Annotated in this window: 16 protein-coding genes and 1 tRNA gene; 7 read left to right on the forward strand and 10 right to left on the reverse strand. The window is 32.1% G+C overall.

The window, feature by feature from the left end; translation table 11 throughout:
• Nucleotides 1-56: 56 nt before the first annotated feature.
• Nucleotides 57-1,106 (reverse strand): 4-hydroxythreonine-4-phosphate dehydrogenase PdxA, encoded by a 1,050-nt coding sequence (pdxA, locus tag EV144_RS21960; protein ID WP_134151282.1) that lies wholly within the window; start codon nucleotides 1,104-1,106, stop codon nucleotides 57-59.
• A 57-nt stretch (nucleotides 1,107-1,163) separates the two neighbouring features.
• Here pdxA and EV144_RS21965 point away from each other — a divergent pair, with 57 nt between their 5' ends.
• Nucleotides 1,164-1,754: a riboflavin synthase gene (locus EV144_RS21965; RefSeq protein ID WP_134151283.1), complete on the forward strand. Its 591-nt coding sequence runs from the start codon at nucleotides 1,164-1,166 to the stop codon at nucleotides 1,752-1,754.
• 34 nt (nucleotides 1,755-1,788) lie between these two features.
• On the opposite strand, the gene EV144_RS21970 is transcribed toward EV144_RS21965, so the two are convergent.
• Complete coding sequence (locus tag EV144_RS21970; protein ID WP_134151284.1) at nucleotides 1,789-1,983, reverse strand: hypothetical protein; 195 nt, start codon at nucleotides 1,981-1,983, stop codon at nucleotides 1,789-1,791.
• Between the two features lie 617 nt (nucleotides 1,984-2,600).
• On the opposite strand from EV144_RS21970, the gene dcm reads away from it, so the two are divergent.
• Nucleotides 2,601-3,605, forward strand: a complete 1,005-nt coding sequence (gene dcm, locus EV144_RS21975; RefSeq protein ID WP_134151285.1) for a DNA (cytosine-5-)-methyltransferase — start codon at nucleotides 2,601-2,603, stop codon at nucleotides 3,603-3,605.
• On the opposite strand, the gene EV144_RS21980 is transcribed toward dcm, so the two are convergent.
• The 3 genes from EV144_RS21980 to EV144_RS21990 all read right to left on the reverse strand — a co-directional run bounded on the left by EV144_RS21980 (nucleotide 3,600) and on the right by EV144_RS21990 (nucleotide 6,094).
• Nucleotides 3,600-4,814, reverse strand: a complete 1,215-nt coding sequence (locus EV144_RS21980; RefSeq protein ID WP_134151286.1) for a restriction endonuclease — start codon at nucleotides 4,812-4,814, stop codon at nucleotides 3,600-3,602. The two genes, dcm and EV144_RS21980, sit on opposite strands and share 6 nt — an antisense overlap.
• The gene (locus tag EV144_RS21985) at nucleotides 4,792-5,235 is read right to left on the reverse strand and encodes a very short patch repair endonuclease (protein WP_134151287.1); all 444 of its coding nucleotides are present in this window, start codon (nucleotides 5,233-5,235) and stop codon (nucleotides 4,792-4,794) included. Before EV144_RS21985 ends, EV144_RS21980 begins: the two co-directional genes overlap by 23 nt.
• Nucleotides 5,236-5,362: 127 nt before the next feature.
• Complete coding sequence (locus tag EV144_RS21990; protein WP_134151288.1) at nucleotides 5,363-6,094, reverse strand: hypothetical protein; 732 nt, start codon at nucleotides 6,092-6,094, stop codon at nucleotides 5,363-5,365.
• A 202-nt stretch (nucleotides 6,095-6,296) separates the two neighbouring features.
• Here EV144_RS21990 and EV144_RS21995 point away from each other — a divergent pair, with 202 nt between their 5' ends.
• Both EV144_RS21995 and EV144_RS22000 read left to right on the forward strand, forming a co-directional pair.
• Nucleotides 6,297-6,680 carry a hypothetical protein gene (locus EV144_RS21995; RefSeq protein WP_134151289.1) on the forward strand — a complete coding sequence of 128 codons (384 nt, stop codon included), beginning with the start codon at nucleotides 6,297-6,299 and terminating at the stop codon, nucleotides 6,678-6,680.
• On the forward strand, nucleotides 6,670-8,007 hold the full coding sequence (locus EV144_RS22000; RefSeq protein ID WP_134151290.1) for a hypothetical protein: 1,338 nt from the start codon (nucleotides 6,670-6,672) through the stop codon (nucleotides 8,005-8,007). Before EV144_RS21995 ends, EV144_RS22000 begins: the two co-directional genes overlap by 11 nt.
• 166 nt (nucleotides 8,008-8,173) lie before the next feature.
• Here EV144_RS22000 and EV144_RS22005 read toward each other — a convergent pair.
• The 4 genes from EV144_RS22005 to EV144_RS22020 form a co-directional block, all read right to left on the reverse strand.
• Nucleotides 8,174-8,247: transfer RNA gene (locus tag EV144_RS22005), tRNA-Ile, on the reverse strand.
• Between the two features lie 146 nt (nucleotides 8,248-8,393).
• Nucleotides 8,394-8,798 carry a methylmalonyl-CoA epimerase gene (gene mce / locus EV144_RS22010; protein ID WP_134151291.1) on the reverse strand — a complete coding sequence of 135 codons (405 nt, stop codon included), beginning with the start codon at nucleotides 8,796-8,798 and terminating at the stop codon, nucleotides 8,394-8,396.
• A gap of 12 nt (nucleotides 8,799-8,810) precedes the next feature.
• The gene (locus tag EV144_RS22015; protein WP_134151292.1) at nucleotides 8,811-11,135 is read right to left on the reverse strand and encodes a hypothetical protein; all 2,325 of its coding nucleotides are present in this window, start codon (nucleotides 11,133-11,135) and stop codon (nucleotides 8,811-8,813) included.
• On the reverse strand, nucleotides 11,095-12,126 hold the full coding sequence (locus tag EV144_RS22020) for a hypothetical protein (protein ID WP_243854730.1): 1,032 nt from the start codon (nucleotides 12,124-12,126) through the stop codon (nucleotides 11,095-11,097). Before EV144_RS22020 ends, EV144_RS22015 begins: the two co-directional genes overlap by 41 nt.
• A 143-nt stretch (nucleotides 12,127-12,269) precedes the next feature.
• Here EV144_RS22020 and EV144_RS22025 point away from each other — a divergent pair, with 143 nt between their 5' ends.
• A complete protein-coding gene (locus EV144_RS22025; protein ID WP_134151293.1) occupies nucleotides 12,270-13,967 on the forward strand; it encodes an Ig-like domain-containing protein in 1,698 nt (565 codons plus the stop codon).
• Here EV144_RS22025 and EV144_RS22030 read toward each other — a convergent pair.
• A complete protein-coding gene (locus EV144_RS22030) occupies nucleotides 13,964-14,731 on the reverse strand; it encodes an amidohydrolase (protein WP_134151294.1) in 768 nt (255 codons plus the stop codon). The genes EV144_RS22025 and EV144_RS22030 overlap by 4 nt on opposite strands.
• Before the next feature lie 232 nt (nucleotides 14,732-14,963).
• Here EV144_RS22030 and EV144_RS22035 point away from each other — a divergent pair, with 232 nt between their 5' ends.
• Together EV144_RS22035 and EV144_RS22040 are read left to right on the forward strand one after the other, a co-directional pair.
• Nucleotides 14,964-18,119: a SusC/RagA family TonB-linked outer membrane protein gene (locus EV144_RS22035; protein ID WP_134151295.1), complete on the forward strand. Its 3,156-nt coding sequence runs from the start codon at nucleotides 14,964-14,966 to the stop codon at nucleotides 18,117-18,119.
• A gap of 11 nt (nucleotides 18,120-18,130) precedes the next feature.
• Nucleotides 18,131-19,660, forward strand: a complete 1,530-nt coding sequence (locus EV144_RS22040) for a SusD/RagB family nutrient-binding outer membrane lipoprotein (RefSeq protein ID WP_134151296.1) — start codon at nucleotides 18,131-18,133, stop codon at nucleotides 19,658-19,660.
• The last annotated feature ends 14 nt before the right edge of the window (nucleotides 19,661-19,674 follow it).

Raw genomic sequence — 19,674 nt, forward strand, 5'->3', positions numbered from 1 at the left:
GGGTGCAAAGATATAAAATTATTATAAAACTAATAATCTTATTCACCTTTTTTTGTTTATAACTGTTTTTCTTTTATTTTAAGAGGTTTTTGGCTAATCTCCTCATACTGATTACGCGAACGATAAATATCAATCGCAAGATAAACTGCCTCTGTAAACGAGTTAAAATCCGCCATATCTTTTCCAGCAATATCGTATGCTGTACCATGATCCGGAGAAGTTCTTACTCTATCCAAGCCTGCTGTATAATTAACTCCTTTTCCAAATGACAGGGTCTTAAACGGAATCAATCCTTGATCATGATATGTTGCGACAATAGCATCATATTTTTCGTATTGGCCGCTTCCGAAGAAACCATCTGCAGGAAATGGTCCGAAAACCATAGTTCCACTTTCAAATATCTTTTTTAAAGCCGGTTTTAATATTAAATCTTCTTCTTTACCAATTACGCCTCCATCTCCACTATGCGGATTTAATCCTAAAACAGCAATTTTTGGCTTTACAATACTAAAATCCTGAATTAAAGACTTTCTAATTGTTTCAATTTTTCTACTAATTAATTCTTCTGTCAAATGTGAAGAAACTTCACTTAACGGAACATGATCTGTCAGCAGACCAACTCTCAAATTATCCTGCACCATCATCATAAGTGCATTTCCTTCTAACTCCTGATCTAAATAATCTGTATGTCCGGGAAATTTGAATTCTTCTGACTGAATGTTGTACTTATTAATTGGAGCTGTAACTAAAACATCTATTTCTCCATTCTTTAATGCTTTGGTTGCAGCCACAAATGACTTTATAGCATACTCGCCTATTTTTTCGTCGTTTACTCCAAAATTAATATCAACACCTTCTTTCCAAAGATTCAGTACATTTACTTTTCCAGGTAAAACCTGATCTAATTTATCAACTCCATGAAATTGCACTGTTGATGTAAAACTTTTTTTAACGAATGAAAGTATTTTAGCATTTGCAAAGATAACCGGCGTACACATCTCTAACATACGAGAATCTTCGAATGTTTTAAGTATAACTTCGCTTCCAATACCGTTTAAATCTCCTACTGAAATTCCAACTATTATATTTTCTGCTTTTTTATTCATGACCTGAGGTTATTTATTACTAATTTTGATGTGCAAATTTAGTAAAATAAAACTACAATGTTTACAGGAATTATAGAAACCCTCGGAAGGATTCACGAAATACGAAAAGACCAAAACAATCTTCACATAACTGTTGATGCTTCAATAACTAATGAATTAAAAATAGATCAAAGCGTTTCGCACAACGGAATCTGCCTTACTGTTGTTGCTATAAACGATTCTTTTTATACCGTAACGGCTATTGATGAAACGATTTTAAAAACTAATATTGGAGACTGGAAAACCAATGACATTGTAAATCTGGAACGCGGTATGAAACTTGGTGATCGCCTTGACGGGCATATTGTACAGGGTCACGTAGATCAAATCGGAACTTGTATTGCTATTGAAGAAGCAAACGGAAGCTGGAATTACACTTTTGAATATGATAAAAACCTCAACAATATTACAATCGAAAAAGGTTCTATTACCGTAAACGGAGTTAGTCTTACGGTTGTAAACTCTAAAACAAATCAATTTGGAGTTTCAATTATTCCGTATACTTATGAGCACACTAACTTTAAGGATTTTAAAGTAGGAACCAAAATAAATTTAGAATTTGATGTTGTTGGAAAATATATTTCTCGTTTATATTCGATAAACAAATAAGAACGGAATACTATTTCATAAAAAAAGCTTCAATTTACATTGAAGCTTTTTTTATTTTATTTTTATATAGAACTGTAATTCCTAAAGCTAATCCTGCGACCGCTAGAAAAACAATATTCTGATCAATCGGAAATCCAGGATTAGGTGGAGTACTATTTGTACTTGCTCCTTTTGCTGTTGGCGGAGGCATTGACTGACTCGGTGTTGTTCCTGCTGTTATACTATTCACATTTAACAGAGTCAAAACAAATACGAAAAAAAGAGTTTTTATTGCCTTCATAATTCAATCTGTTAAAAAACAGTATGATATATTATTAGTAATTTTTTCTTCAAATGAAATTTCGCACAAAAACAATATTCGTTATGAAATTCTTTGACAAAAGTATAAGATTTTTGCACAAATCCAACTTTTAAAACAAAAAAGCTTTCTCCAAAAAGTTAGAATTTTATTCAAAAACAAAACGCATATTTTAAGAAATCGATATCGTAAATTACAATTTCAAATCTTTTAAACCCAAATTTAACTTATATAAACTCTATATCTCTATTTTTAGTAAATATTCTAAACTTAGAATCTATTTTCAATCCAATTCAATTTTATGATTAAAAAAATTGAATCGGATATTTCAAAATAAGATTTAAAAGAAACTTCTCACGTTTTCATTTACGTAAAAAATCTCAATTCAGATTTTATAAATATTATGAGGATATAAATTTTTTAAATTAGGAAGCATCAAAACAATGTTTATGAATTAATATATTTGCATAATAAAATGAAATAAGATTTTTTAAGGTTTTAAATTGAGTCTTAAAAATTTATTAGATCAAAAAAAACAAAACAAGTAGATGAAAAATAAATATACAGTAGGAAGTTTATATGCAGGTGTTGGCGGTATTTGTTTGGGTTTTGAAAAAGCTGGTTTTACACTGGAATGGGCTAATGAGTTTGATAAAAATGCTTGTATTACCTATAAAAATAATTTCGAACATAACCTTATCGAAGGCGATGTAATGGCACTAGATGTAAATGCACTTAAGAAAGTTGATATTTTAACTGCTGGATTCCCTTGCCAGCCATTTTCTGTTGCAGGATATAGAAAAGGTTTTGAAGACAGCAGAGGAAACCACTTTTTTAAGATTTTAGATTTTATTGATGAAATGAGACCTAAAGTCGTGTTTCTTGAAAATGTAAAAAATTTAAAAGGGCATGATAAAGGAAATACAATGAAAGTTATAGAAAGTGAAATAAGAAAACGCAACTATACTTTTGACAGTTCTGTATTAAACACAAAAGATTTCGGAAATATTCCGCATAATAGAGAGCGTATCTTTATGATTGCTTTTGATAAAGATTTTATCAAAGATGATAAATTTGAATTTCATTTTCCTGAGAAAGAAAATTTGACCAAATCGATTAAGGATCTTATTACCAAAGAAAAAGTCGACGAGAAGTTTTACTATCACGAAGATAAATACATGTACAACATGCTGAAAGAAGCTGTCGTAAGCAAAGAACGCATTTATCAGTTTAGAAGACAGTATGTAAGAGAAAACAAATCGAGCGTATGTCCTACTCTAACAGCAAATATGGGAACTGGTGGTCATAACGTACCACTTATTACAACCGATTACGGTTTTAGAAAACTAACTCCGAGAGAGTGTTTTAGATTTCAGGGATTTCCTGATAGTTTTAAATTACCTGCAATTTCAAATTCGCATTTGTACAAACAAGCTGGTAATTCAGTAAGTATGCCGGTTATCGAAAGATTGGCTTCTGAAATTGCGAAATACATTGAGATTGTTGAAGCAAAAGACAAAAAGAAAACGAAAGAAAAAGTACAATCGCTATAAGATCAGTTTATATTGAGAATTATTGTCCTCAATATTTTTTTCAATAAAAGCTTCGTATTCATTTAGTTTCGTAAAATCGATATAATATTCTGTATCACTCGATTTTGTGATTTTCACGCTGTCATATCCAACAGCTTTCAATTTATCGTAAGTTAAAAGATCATTTTCCGGAAGCATTAATACTTTTCTCAACATCCAGTCGGCTAATGCTTTATTCGGATTTGTCATTAAAGCTTTGCTTCCGTCCTGACATACTTTTGCAGATAAAATTTCTCCGCTTGGAATTCTCAGATTAAAAACAACATCTTTTTCTGGAAAGAAATCAACCGCAATGTTTCTAACTTTAGATGGAATCGAAATATAAACTTCGCCCGGATCTCTTTTTCGTCCGCTTGCGTTCCATTGATTCAACTGGCTTTTTAACGGAACGATTGGCTCTTTTAACTTCTTTTTTGCTTCTGGAGAATAAAGCGGTAATATTACATAATCCTTAAATGGGATTAATTCTTCCTGAGTAAATAAACCGATTTTATAATCAGCTTCTTTTTTATTGATGACTTTTGAATCTGGTCTTATCAAATTCATCAGTTCATTAATTGGTTCTTCCAGAATTTCAACATTGATTTCCGTATAATCTTCAGGAACCACAAAGCGTTTCATTAAAACACTTTTCGAAAAATTAAAATTATATTCATTCAAAGCATCTTTAAATTTTAAAGAACTTTTACTTTCCTCTATAATTTCAATCGAAGCTTTATCTATTAAATCATAACCTACTTCAAAAACTTTTAGAACAAATTTATCACGACCAATAATATGATAAACTCTTTTATCTATTTTATAAATTCGATCTGCAAATTCAATTCTTTGATTTCTAAAATCGGCTAATTTTTCTGCTAATTCAATACCTTTTAACGTTCTTAATTCGGAACTAAGCGAATTAAACTCGGCTACTTTTTCTATTTTAGAATTTCCAGTTAACACAAAAGTTTTAATACCAATGCCGCATCCGTTTATAACAGCATCATAAGCGACATCTGCTCTCGCAAGGTTTTCAGCACTAAAAGCCTTGCAAAAAAGATTTTCTGCAGCGCGGTACTGTATAAAAGGTTTTTCTGAAGAACTAAACAAATTGGAAAAAGCACCGATCACTTTTAATGCGTCGCAATACTTATCAATATTTTGCTTAGATTGTGTTTGTAGAAACATTAGTATTTTTTGAAAGTGCTATTTCCTGCTCAATTTTTTCCAGACATTTATCCAATTCTTTCTGAATTTCTTTGCTCCAGAATCGAAGAACTGTCCAGTTTTCTGAAAGCAAAAAAGTATTTACTTCAATATCTCTTTTCCTGTTTCTCTCGATTTTCGGAATCCAATATTCACGATTAGATTTGATTCTTAATTGCTGCGTTTCCCAATCTTTGCCATGAAAAAATTCACTGTCGATAAAAATAGCTATTTTGTATTTTGCAAAAGTAATATCCGGTTTCCCAAATATCTTTTTATTGTTTTTTCGATATCTGTAACCTAAATTCCACAGTGCTTTTGCCAGTCTGACTTCATCTTTGGTCGCTGTACTTTTTATGGCCTGCATATTTTTCCTCCTTTGTTCTGGAGTTAAATTATCCATTTGTGGTATTTTAGATTAATTTGTCCTGAAAGATAAAATTAATCTATTTTTTCTTTAAAACTAAATAAGCCCGCAAGTCTAAATAATCTTAATCGATATTTTTTTTAATTCAAAAAATAAAATTACTCTATTTTTCTTTTAATGCTGAGAACAAACTATCTAAATCCCTCAAATCTCCCGATTGCACATAATAATTTTCCGCATCCATTTTAGTCTTACCATTCAGCAAAGCATTTTTAGGAATAACATATTGTTTCTCAATTATATGCTGAATTGTTTTTATGGAACAACAACCCGGAATATCATAAATCCAAGTTGCTTTTTCAATTTCGTGCCATAAGTTTTCTTTAGCTTCAACAACTCCTTTTAAAATATTTTTTATATCAGGTTTAATTCGAACCAAAACAAAAAAATCGTAAACCGCAGTTTTTGAAATGTCATGATTTGGAATATACATTCCTTCGGAATTCCAATCTTTGGTTTCTAAAAGAAAAAGATTAGAGAAAAAAGCAGTCGACTTTACACAAATAAATTTTCCGTTTGCTTTTAAATCAGTTTCATCCCAAACGCCTTTTCCATGAATACTGAAATCCGGTTCTTCAACTTCAATGTCTTGAAGTTTTAGATTTCTATACAAAACCATTTCTGCTAATTTTCCCTGAAAAGTATTTTGAAAAATCTCTAGTGGAGTTCGATTTAATTGTCCGCCTGATCTTTTAATTCTATGAAATCCTTCTCCATAAACCATTTCATAAGCAAAATCAAAAGCTGGTTTTATAAAAGCCGGATCAATAGGAGTTGCCTGAAATTCCTTTTTCTTTTTGACGAAATAGCTATTATTCTTTTTCTCTAATTTCATGTTATCCCCTTTTGCTATTTTCTTTTTATTATTTAAAAAAAATAATACATTTAAAAAATTTACAGCAGAATAATATTACAAAAATAACCAATTAATAAAATGTTTTAAAGTAGAATGCAAACTTTGTTTGTATATTTGAAACATCAGTAATTAAAATGATGTTTTTTTTTTAGAATTAGCTTAAGAAATTTATAAGACCAAAATGGAACTAAACTTTCACGAACAAATCAAATCAATAGAAAAATGTCCTTTAGATAATCATGAAGGAGAAAAAACGCTTTTCAGATGCGTTGAAAATCCAATTAGCACAAACTCTTTCATACCACAAGCGGTCTTGCTTAAACCAAAATTTCAAGATTACTGTATAGCATGGGGTTTATCCGTATTTACCAATTATGAACATGCTAATCAAATTCTAAATAATTTATCCAAAAGTAAAAAAGTAAAATATTCAGCTATTGCAAAAAGTACAATTACCGACGAGGACGGCATCAAGCATTGCTTAACTGACAAAAATCACTATACGTTTTTCCCAAAAAAAGATTTAGACTTATTAACTAAATTCACTATCGTAAATGAAGACTAATATCACGAACAACATATTTGATTTAAGTAAATTCAAAAAGATTGAAGATATTATTTTTTTAGATGAGCCAATTTTGACACATTTGAAACGCAATGACAAACATTTTTTTCAATATTTAGTTGATACAATTGACGAATCTGATATTTATTTATTTTTAGAAGTTGATGAAGAAGAAATATTTCAATACTTAACTGCACAGAAATCTCTTCGAAGTATCATAATTGGAAATGACAATATAATTTATTTAGTAGAACAAGATTTTAATGGTGAAATTAAAAATATTACTTTAACTCAAAGCAATCATGTAAGTGATAATTACTTGCCAAATGATGATTCTTTTCTTGAGTATATCCCAACGGAAGCGTCATATTATTATTCACTTATAAATGAGTATAAATCTAATACATATTTAAATAGTTTAAGAGAAAAAGCTTTTTATGTAAAGTTCGCACCATTAAATGATAAATATTCAGATACAATTGGTTTAAATGAATTATCAAATACATTATTATCAAATCTATCATCGTCATTTAAAAATTTCTTAAAAGCTGACTTTTTCAACACTTTCAAGTACACTAAAACCAATAAAACAAAGCTAAATTCTATTTTCAATAAAATCTTGCCTGATTTGGATTTTAGAATGGTTGATTTAAAATATGGCAGCTTTGAAGTTGGGTTGGCTGTTGACAAAATCATGAAAGCTTCAATAAATGACCCATCAATAAAGGATTGGGCGATTAATGTAGGTGACAAGTATAAAGAATTGGTATTAGATGAAGATTATGATAGCGAAGTAGTAGATACTATACTTACAAATTATAGCGAAGAGGATAGAAAAAAAATCTTCAATCCTATTTTTAAAATTACGGAAAACCCGAATTTTAGTCTACAAATAAAAGAATCTAAAAATTCTAATTATTCAACGATTAAAATAAAAGATAAGTCAGTGATTAATAAAATAGCTCCTATAGAATATGAAACAATCCAAACATTGTCCAATAATAATAAAGATTATCAAATTATTCAAGTAACAACCGTTATAGACAAGAACAACTCGAGCAAAACTTTTAAACTAGAAGATTCTTTATTTAGTTCTACTGATCATTCAGCTTATGTATTAACAAATAAAGATTTTGAAAAATACAAGTATAATTTAGATTTTAATATTAGTATTCCACTAGATATCACTACAGATAAAGACAAAATTATATTGTTAGCTAAATACGATGGAATAGATTTCAATGATATTAATTATTCTGGGAAAATTGAAGATAGTATCATAAAAATAACGCAAAAAATTTATGAATATATTCTCAATAAGGAATAAAAACTAAGACAACATTCAATGTATTACTTAAACCTCTATCTAGAGGTTTTTTTATTTAATTTAACAACTAATCTAAATTGTATTTAAATTTTAAATAATATTCGTCTCCCACAAAAAATAAAGCCTTACAAACGCAATGTTTATAAGGCTTTTTTAGTATTCTCTGTGGTCCCACCTGGGCTCGAACCAGGGACCACCTGATTATGAGTCAGGTGCTCTAACCAGCTGAGCTATAGGACCGGTTTGAGGATGCAATATTACTACTATTTTCGGTTCACTCCAAATATTTTAAGAGTAGATTTTTATTTAATACAAAACTTTATTGCTTCTCTTTTATAACGCAATTGATTTTCAGCAGATTATTTCCGAATAAAAATTGTATTTTTTTATTTAATTTCCTGACAAAGCTCAACCAAAACACCATTTGTATTCTTCGGATGCAGGAAAACCACCAGTTTATTGTCGGCACCTTTCTTCGGAACGTCGTTTATCAATACAAAACCTTCACTTTTTAGGCGTTCTATTTCCGCTTGAATATCTTCGACATCAAAAGCGATATGATGAATTCCTTCGCCTTTCTTTTCTAAAAACTTCGCAATTGGGCTTTCTGGATTCGTCGCCGTTAAAAGTTCGATTTTATTAACTCCCGTTTGAAAAAAAGAAGTCAAAACGCCTTCGCTTTCTACAGATTCCATTTTGTATGACGGAACGCCAAGTAATTTTTCGAATAACACATTAGCGTCATCCATATCTTTTACAGCAATCCCGATATGTTCTATTTTATTTACCATTTCAAATTATAATTATTGATTGATATATGTATTAAAATAACCGCATTCTGCAATTACATCCTGATAGTATTTAGTGTCTGAATAGTCTTTTTTTAATGCTTTAAATCCTTCCCATGCAATAAAATTAATCTTGTCATCCTGTCTATCCCAATAATCAACATTTTTATATTTTTTATTATAATAATCATTTCGATCACATTTGGCTATCAAATAAACACATTTCGCCTTTTGTTCTTTGGTTGTTGCCGCTTCAAATGCTTTCTGATAATACATTTTAGAAAGATCACAAGAATAAACACCTGAGTCGTAAGTAGAAATGGTAATTTCATAGAAAGTTCTGCCGTTTCCAAAATAGGTAATATTATAAAATGCATTTCCCAACAATAAATTATTGGTATAAACATCTTCATTTTTAGCAACTTTATCCTGCATCGCTTTTATCGTGGTTAAAAATTCGATCTGCGAATATTTCTTTTTCTGATATGCAGCATGTTCGCAATCGTGGCAGTCTTTTATATTTCCATTAAACGGATTTCCCAAAAAAGTATAATATTGTACAGAATCTGTCTGTTGTAAAAAAGCAATAGCTTCTGGGATTTTATTTTTATAAGTTGCCTGAACTGCCTGAAAATTATTAATATCCTTCAATTTCAAACTATAAATTCCAGCACCAATTTTCTCCATTTCGGTTTTATTTGGCTTAGCCAAAAAAGCTTTCATGTCTAACAAATCTTTTTCGTTATTGTAAAAATTATTATCCGAAGCGCTCCAATAACCATAACGTGAAGAACCAAAAAGTTCTGCCATTACCGGATTTGCTTTTGCTTTATACAGTACCGCTAAATAATTCTTGCTCCATTGCGCCGCATTTTCATAACGAAACTCTCCGCCTTTATACGTTTTAGGAAGTTCCTGATGAAGCCAAATTAAATCGGCTAGAATTGTTTTTTCGTTTTTATCCGTCAGTTTATCAATCTTGCTCATATTATTTACAAAACGCAATAATCTTAATTGATAACCAGCCAATTCTGTTTTTGGAAGCGTTTTTTCTGCTTTATCTAAATTCTTGTCGGCATTTGCAAAATCACCTTTTAAAGTTTGCAGATATCCAAGTGCAATATCCCATAAATAAGGTCTTTCTGTATTTCCTGCAGCCGAGATTTTAGCAATCAAATCAAAACCGGCTTTATCAAATTTAGCCAGATTTTCGGCTTTATTTTCTGCAACAGTCTGCGATTTCATAGGAAGATTATCGCCGCCACTTTGCTGAAACGAATTATTTATAGCTTCTTCTTGTTTATTGACCAATCGCGTTACCAAATAATTTAAATGCTCGCTTTTTGGATCCAATCCGTAGATTTTTTCAATCGCTTGTTTCTCATCTTTATAATAACCGTGTACCGCCCAAAGCGCGGCTTTTTCTTTATTGTTTTTAGCCAACAATAATGATTTAGTCCAGTCGGATTCATTTTTTGGATGAAAACTATAAGCGGTCACAATTCTCATTTCCGGACATTTATCAAAAACTTGCGCATATAAATAATTAGAAACTGCATATTTTTTCTGCTGATAATTGATTCCCGCTACATAAGAAAGTGCACGATAATACAACACATTTTTAGGCACAGAAGCTTCGGTTTTATTAAAAAACAAAATCGCTTTTTGTTTATCGGTGCTGTAAAAACGCGCTTTCATCGTCAGGAACCAATATCTGTTTTTTAAGAAGGAATCCGAAGTCGTATTATAAACATTCTCGATTGACTGAATCATTTTTAAATCCTTGAAAGTCTTTGCCACAACCGGATCATAACTCCAATAATCATCTCCAATAGAAACCGTTTCTATCTTTTGTGCCAAATACAAGAACTCAATAAAATCTTTGATTTTATCGTCTTTCAGATTGATTTTTTTACCCCATTTCAGCGAAGTTTTATTCTCTTTCTTGGTTTTATAAAAAACATGAAGCTGTTCGATTTCAACTTTATTTTCCAAAGGTTTGTTTCGATCTTCGTATGATCTTTCTTTATCAGAACCAATTAGAAAATAACTTACGGTTGCTACATCGGCTTTTCCTTTTAGATAGGCTTCCCAATCTGATTTTATATTGTCATTAAAACGAGAATTATGCTGCGTATCAAAATTAATTCCGTAAAAAATTGCGCCCGACAAGAAAAGAGGCGTATACGATTTGTCTGCAAAAGTTTCTGGCGTAAAATTAGAATTGTAACCAAAGTAATCCCAGTCGTCACCGCCGCCACACGCAAAAATTATTCCGTAAACAAAAAGTAAAGAGGCGCTAGAAACCAGAAATAACTTGTTTAAAAATATTCTTTTCATAGTTTTTTAAATTGAATTCGTCTAAATCGTAAAATATAATTTCTTTTGGCTTTTGTGCTGTATTTTCGTCCAGTTCTTCTGCCATTTGTTTTAAATCTTCTTCAGTAATTGCTTCTATTTTCAGCAGATCATTCTCTTCATAAAAGATGCCATTTTTATAGTTCGAATGTTTCACTTTAAAAAAAACAGCACTTGTCTGCTCGAAGTTACTATCTTTTTTAAGTTCACTTAAATTTAGTTTTGATCGTAAACCAATCACTTTTTGATTTCTAATATGAACTGCCCAGGAATATATCGGAAGTGCAAAATCGAGATGCAACGGATACTTTTTTAAACTTTGAAGATATTTTGATGCAATTTTTTGATCGTAAATAGAATTTAAGGAATCCGGAGCAATTGATCCCATATTATAATACATTAAAACGCCGGAATCGACATTTGGTATTTTTGTTTTTTTGAAATACTTGACTTGATGTAACCGAATTGTTGCCGAAAGTTTTTTCTGCGAAAGTTTCTTAAATCGTTCAATAAATTTAAGATAATTGTCCTTACTATTTAAAGTCCAGTCACAGTCAATTTGAATTTCCTGAAAAGTAATTTTGTTGGATGCGCTGACTTCATTTACAAAACGAATCGATTTTTGCGCTAAATCTTCAATATCCAGATTGGGTTGCAGCATGACTTTGTTTTGAATAAAAATCACGGGAACAATTGTAAAACTGCTGGTGTTTTCCTGAAATCGTATCGGACTTACGGGAATTGGTTCTTTTGTATTTGGCTCTAAACCAATATCAAAATACCGAATATAAAGTTTACTTACCTGATTTTCTTTTAGGACTTCTTTCTCAATTGGAGATAATTTGAAAATGGTTTTCCAATAATAAAAAGCAATTATTGGCTCTTCTTTTTTACTACAGGCAAAAAGTAAAAAAACCATTAAACCTAAAAAAACTCTTTTTGTCAAAACCCGGGAAATTACATTTGAACTCAAAAGTAAGAAATTATAACAAATTATTCTTTTTAAAGTCCAAAAATACACGCGCAGTAAAAGCTGTAAATCCTAATAAATGGATAAAAAATTTCAATTAAAGCAAATATAATCGTTATTTTGTGCAATCAAATTCAAAAACTGTTATGTTGAAAAACACACTTAGATATATTTCATTTTTATTAGTGCTATTAATGATGAGCTGCGCCAAAAGAGGCAGTATTACTGGTGGATTAAAAGATACAATTCCTCCGGTTTTAATATCAAGTACACCAAAAAATTACAGCACCAATTTTACAGGAAATGAAATTACGCTGGTTTTTGATGAATATATAAAACTTAAAAACACAAATAAACAGCTGATTATTTCGCCACCCATGAAAAATGAGCCGTTGATTACACCAACCAATGTCAGCAAGTTTATAACCTTACATATTAGAGACACTTTACAGCCCAATACTACTTATAGCTTCAATTTTGGGCAGAGTATTGCAGACAATAACGAAGGAAATTCATTAAATCAATTTAAATATGTTTTTTCTACCGGACCGCATATCGATTCTCTTACCCTTAACGGAAGAATAAAAGATGCGTACGAGAAAAATGTAGACAATTTTGTTTCGGTAATGCTTTATGAAGTAAATGATAAGTTTAAAGATTCTGTGATTTACAAGGATTTTCCGAGATATATTACGAATACTTTGGACAGTTTAAGGACTTTTAAATTTGAAAATTTAAAAGCCGGAAAATATCTTTTGGTGGCATTAAAAGACAAAGGTTCTAATAATAAATTTAATCCGAAAGACGATAAAATTGGATATCTTAAAAATTATATTACTGTTCCCAGCGATACGATTTATGAATTAGAGTTGTTTAAAGAAACGCTTCCGCTAAAGACTTTTAAACCGATACAAGCTTCTGGAAACAGACTTTTGCTTCCGTACGAAGGAAAACAAAATTTTAAAAATTCTAAACCAAAAATTGTTCTAAAACACAATACAGAGATTTTGGAAACAATTATAACGCAGTTTCCTAAAAAAGATTCCCTGCAGGTTTGGTACAAACCTTTTTCAAATTTAAAAGTCGATTCGTTATCCTTAGAAGTCGATAAAGACAAGTATAATAAAAAGTTTGCCTTTAAAATTAAAGATCTGAAAAAAGACACCTTAGCTATTAAGCCGGTACAAAGCGGACTTATTAATTTTAGAGATCGATTTACATTAGAAACAGAAACACCGCTCGTAAAATTTGATAAATCTAAAATTAGATTGATTAACAAAGATTCTACCGCTGTAGAATTTACAACGGAATACGACGAGTTTGATCAAAAGTTGTATGTAGATTTTAAGAAAGAACCTTCAGAAAAATATAAAATCACATTTTTCCCCGGGGCTTTGACGGATTTTTACGAAAAGCCAAATGATACTTTATCTTATAAATTAACGACTAAAGAACTTTCTGATTACGGAAATTTAATTCTGAATCTTAAAAATGTAAAACGTTTTCCGATTATTGTTGAGCTAACGAATAAAAAAGGCGATAATGTTCTGGCTTCTGCTTATTCTGAAAAAGAAACCAGAATTGCTTTTGACTTAGTTGCTCCAGAAGTTTTTACAATACGCGTTATTTATGATGATAATAAAAATAAATTGTACGATACCGGAAGCTTTTTAAACAAAACATATTCCGAAGAAGTATATTATTATCAGCAGGAATTTGATGTTCGTGCCAATTGGGATCGGGACGAAACTATCGATCTAAGCATTCCGTTTAGTCCTGAAGTAGAGAAAAAACAGGATGAGAAAAAGAAAAAAGAAGCAGAAAAGAAACGAAAGGCTTTCTAAATCTTAATTTCAAATTGATCTTTATCGCTTAAAAAATCTAATTTTTTTCGCATTTCTAACATTATATTTTTATCCAGTTCGACCACAAAAACACTTGCTGTTTCTTGTGGTTCGAGGATAAAATTTCCTAAAAAATCTACAACCTGAGAATGTCCGATATGTTCATAATTATGAGCATCAAGACCAATTCTGTTTACTCCAACAACATAACTTAAGTTTTCGATTGCGCGTGCTTTTAGCAGAGCGTCCCATGCATTTGTACGTACTTTTGGCCAATTGGCAACGTACAAAAGCAAGTCGTAATTTTCGACATTTCTGGCAAAAACCGGAAACCTCAAATCATAACAGATTTGCAGACAGATCTTCCAGTCTAAATATTCTACAATAACTTTTTGAGTGCCGCGGGTATAAAATTTATCTTCTTCGGCAAGCGAAAACAAATGTCGTTTATCATAAAATTCAATTTCGCCTGACGGAAAAACAAAAAGCATTCGATTATAATATTGTTCGTTTTCTACAATAATCAAACTTCCGGTTATGGCAGCATTTTTTTGCTTTGCCATAGACTGCATCCACAAAACAGTTTCGCCTTGCATTGTTTCTGCCACTGCAGGAGCATTCATAGTAAATCCTGTAGAAAACATTTCGGGAAGAACAATCAAATTAACCTCAGAATCAATCTGTTGTATTTTGTTTTCAAAGTTACTTCTGTTTTTAGAAGCGTTTTCCCAAGTAAGATCCGATTGAATAAGTGCGATTTTCATATCTCAAATTTACACAAATTAAGCTAATTCTTATATTTTTCGAAAAAGTACTTTCTGCAATTTTTTCTCAATTTTCATTCTGATACCGCATTTCTTTTGGGATTAAAAATTACTTCCAGAAAAAATATTGCAAAAATTATGCATTCTTTGCAAAAATTATGCAAATATGAAAAATTAATATATATATTTGAATCGCCAACAAAACCAAAAAAAACATGAAAACCAGAAAATTATGAAAACAAAGCTTATTTCATTAGTATTTATCGGGGGAATCATCTTCTCTTTAAATGCAAAAGAGACTGCAATTAAAAAGCATCTTTTTGAACAAAAAAGCAGTCAGGTTGAAATTTCGGGCCAAGTAATTGGTCAGGATGACGGAATGCCAATTGCTGGAGCAACAATTTATGCAAAGAGCAATAATAAAATAGCGACTATAACCGACGAAACTGGAAAATTCAAACTAAATGTTCCAGAAAACGAGACGCAAATCGTGGTAAGTTATATGGGTTACGGAACATTAGAATTTAATTTAAACCAAACTAAAGATTTAATCATAAGCCTAAAACCAGCAGAAAATGTTTTAGATCAGGTTTTGGTAACGGCGCTGGGAGTTAAAAAAAGCAGTAAAGCCATTTCGTATGCGGTAACAGAACTTAAAGGGACTGAATTTACAAAAGCGAAAGAAACCAATATCGCAAATGCTTTGGTTGGAAAAATTGCCGGTGTAAACGTAAGCAGTACTTCTACAGGACCAAACGGATCTACGAGAGTTGTAATTCGTGGAAATGGTTCGTTAAACGGAAATAACCAGCCGATGTATGTTGTAAATGATTTACCAATAGACAATACGCAGCTTAATTTACCGGGAATTGGCAACGGAGTTGGTTCTACAAGAATCAATGTGGACCGAGGCGACGGAACTTCTGTTATAAATCCGGATGATATTAAAAGTATTACGGTTTTAAAAGGAGGAACAGCAGCGGCTTTGTACGGCGCAAATGCGGCAAACGGTGTAATCTTGATTCAGACCAAAAGAGGCGCTGCTCAAAAAGGAATTGGCGTAGAATACAATACTTCTTTTACTTTTGAAACGCCATCTATTACGCCTGACTGGCAATACGAATACGGTTCTGGAGCACTTGGCAAAAAACCAACAAATCAGGCTGAAGCTATTGCAGACGGTCGCTGGTCGTGGGGTGCAAAAATGGACGGAACAGATGTTATTCAGTTTGACGGTGTTGCAAGACCTTATTCTCCTCAAAAAAATAATATTAAAAACTTTTACGAAACAGGAACGACTTTTATCAATTCAATCGCTTTGTCTGGCGGAACTGAAAAAGCAACCGGACGTCTTTCGTTTATGAATATGGACAATCAAGGTGTTGTTCCAAACTCTGATTTTAATCGCAAAAGTGTAAATATTGCGAGCAATGTAAACTTAACGAATTGGTTGAAATTTGATGTTGTAGCACAATACAATGTAGACAAATCCAACAATAGAGTTACGGTTTCTGATGCAGAAGCAAACCCAAACTGGGGAACGTACATGATTGCGAACACAGTTGACATTAGGAATCTTGCCCCAGGTTATGATGCAAACGGTATTGAACAAGCCTGGAATCCTGTTGCGGTTGCCACGAACCCGTATTTTGTTGTAAACAAAATAAAAAACAGCGATACCAAAAACCGTTTCATCGGAATGCTGAATGTAAAATTAAACTTTACGCCAGAATTATTTCTTCAGGGTAGAATTGGACAGGATTTTACCAATTATGATTTCTTCGGATATATCCCAAAAACAACTTTGAACAATCCTGTTGGTTACGCACAAGGTTCTAAAACAAAATTACAGAACTTAAATTCTGAAGCAATTTTAAATTATACAAAGAAAAACATCTACAAAAATTTCTCTTTGAATGCTTTAGTCGGAGTAAATTCCCGCACGACTTTAAGAGACGAAACCAGAGTTGAAGGATCCAATTTTGTTTTGGATGATTTTTATGCTTTGAGTAATTTATCAACTTTGGCCTATAGCTATCCTTACGGAAAAACGAAAACAAATTCTGTTTACGGCGCTGCAGATTTAGATTATAAAAATGTAGTTTTCTTAAACTTTACAGGTCGTCAGGATTGGTTTTCTACATTATCAAAAGAGAACAATACAGTATTTTATCCATCGGTAGGAACAAGTGTTATTCTTTCGGATATTATAAAAATGCCAGAATGGGTTTCGTTTACCAAACTAAGAACTTCATGGGCAGAAGTTGGGGGCGCAACTCCTGATCCGTATGCATTAAATCAATCGTACTCGATGATTCAGGGCGGACACAACGGACAGCAATTACAAGGTCCAACAAGTACCAGAGTTCCAAATTCAACTTTAAGTCCGCTTACTTCAACCACATTTGAAATTGGTACCGATTTAGGATTTTTCAACAATCGTTTAAATCTTGATTTTGCGTGGTACAATCGTGCAACAACAAACGACATTGTTGAAACTACAATTTCTAATGCTTCTGGAGCAAGTACTGCTTTATTGAATCTTGGAAAAATGAGAAACAAAGGAGTTGAAGTTTTATTGAGCAGTAAAATCATTAATACAGATAATTTTTCTTGGGAAGCAAGTTTCAACGGATCTTATAACGAAAACACTGTTGAAGCACTTACAGATCAGTTAAATTCTATCACAATGGCAACTTCTGTAAACGGATATGTAACTATCACAAGTGATGTTGGTCGTCCGTACAGCATTATAAAAGGATACAAACCACGCGTAGATGCCAACGGAAATACAGTTTATAATGTAAGCGGTGGTTCGGCTACAATTGCGCAAGGTCCGCTGCAGGAATTAGGACAAGGTGTTCATCCTTGGTCAGCAGGTATTAGCAATGAATTTAAATACAAATCTTTCTCATTCAGCTTTTTGATTGATGGTAAATTTGGCGGAAGCTTATATTCGGGAACAGATTTATACGGAACTCGTATGGGATTGACCAAACTTACTCTGGAAGGACGTGAAAATGGTTTACCAATAAAAGGTGTTGATACTAACGGAAATCCGGTTGATATGGTAATTTCTCCAGAAAACCTGAGAACGTATTATGACGGTTTAAGAAACATTTCATCAACATTTATTTACGATGCCAGTTTTGTAAAATTAAGACAAGTAATTTTTGGCTACCAATTGCCGGTTGACAAAATTCCGGGTTTATCTAAACTGCAAAGTGCTTCGGTTTCCTTTGTTGCAAGAAACTTATTCATTCTTTATAAGAAAACACCAAACGTAGACCCAGAATCTGTATTCAGCGCAGGAAACGCTCAAGGTGTAGAACAATTTGGAGTGCCAAAAACAAGAAGTTTTGGTTTAAGTTTAAACGTTAAATTTTAAATTACAAAGACATGAAAAAGTTAACCATTTTATATATATCAGGCATACTTTTAGGAAGTATGACAGCCTGTACCAAGGATTTTGAAGAAATAAACACGAACCCGAATGTGGTAGAAAAACCGAATCCGAACTTTATTTTCAGCAAATCACAGCTCGACGGTTTAAACAATAATTATTTTGCTACCAATATTTTAGAATGCGGTGGTATGCTTCAACATTATGCTACTTATAAAGAAGCGTCTGGCGTGGGAGATAAATATTTAAGTAACGAAGTTTATTTTTCGGCTTATTTTAATCAAGTTTATCCAACCGCAATAAATGAAATCGAAATTGTAATTGATGCCGTAAAAGCAAATCCAGCTGACAGCAATAAATTGAATATTGCCCGAATCTGGAAAGCATATATGTACCATAGAATTACAGATTTGTACGGCGATATTCCGTATTCTGAAGCTGCAAAAGCAAACAGTACACAAGTATTTCTTCCAAAATATGATACTCAGGAATTTATTTATAAAGATCTGCTGAAAGAATTGGATGAAGCCGCAACAGCATTAGATGTTTCTAAAGGAAGTTTTGGTCAAGCCGATTTTATCTACAACGGAGATGTAGCAAAATGGAAAAAATTCTCCTATTCATTAATGCTTCGTTTGGGTTTAAGATTAACAAAAATAGACCCGACTTTGGCTAAAACCTGGGTTACAAAAGCAATTGCCGGTGGTGTAATTTTAAACGGAACCGACAATGCGATTATGAAATATACTGATGGGCCAAATGATTTTAATAGAAATCCTGTTGGTTTTGATTCCAGAAAACAAGATTTCACACAAGGATCATTCGGACAGAAAAATGTAGAAGGCGGAAAACTAGCGAAGACTTTTATTGATTTACTAAAAGCAACGGCAGATCCTAGAATCAGTGTTTATTCTGGTGTTTGGCAGGGAACAACTCAAAATACAGCTTTAGCCGTACAAAAAGGTTTCCCTAACGGATTAAAAAATGCTCCAACCGCTGCAGAACAAGGCACGTATTCGGAGCCGAATCAAAGTACGGTTTTTAAAAATGATGCGCCATTAGTAATCTTAAGCAATGCCGAAACGAATCTTTATTTAGCGGAAGCTGCCACAAGAGGATGGTACACTACAGAAACCGATAAAGATTTATACGAAAAAGGCGTAAAAGCTTCTTTCCTGAATATGGGAATTTATGGCGCTGGCTATACCATTGCAGATGCGACTCCGTATTTGACATTAAATCCTTTTAATGCTGCCGGATCTTTAGAACAAAAAATGAATCAGATCCATACTCAAATCTGGGTTGCTTTATTTGTAGATGAACAAGAAGTTTATGCTAATTGGAGAAGAACAGGTTATCCGGTTTTAGTTCCGGTAAATTTCCCTGGAAACGTTACAAACGGCACAATTCCAAGACGTTTCAAATATCCAACAAGCGAATATTCAGTGAATTCTGCTAACTTAGCAGAAGCGGTCAAACGCCAGGGCGAAGACACTTTTACAACAAAAATCTGGTGGGATAAATAAAACACAAAAGATAA

Source organism: Flavobacterium sp. 270 (genome assembly GCF_004368785.1).
Lineage (GTDB): Bacteria > Bacteroidota > Bacteroidia > Flavobacteriales > Flavobacteriaceae > Flavobacterium.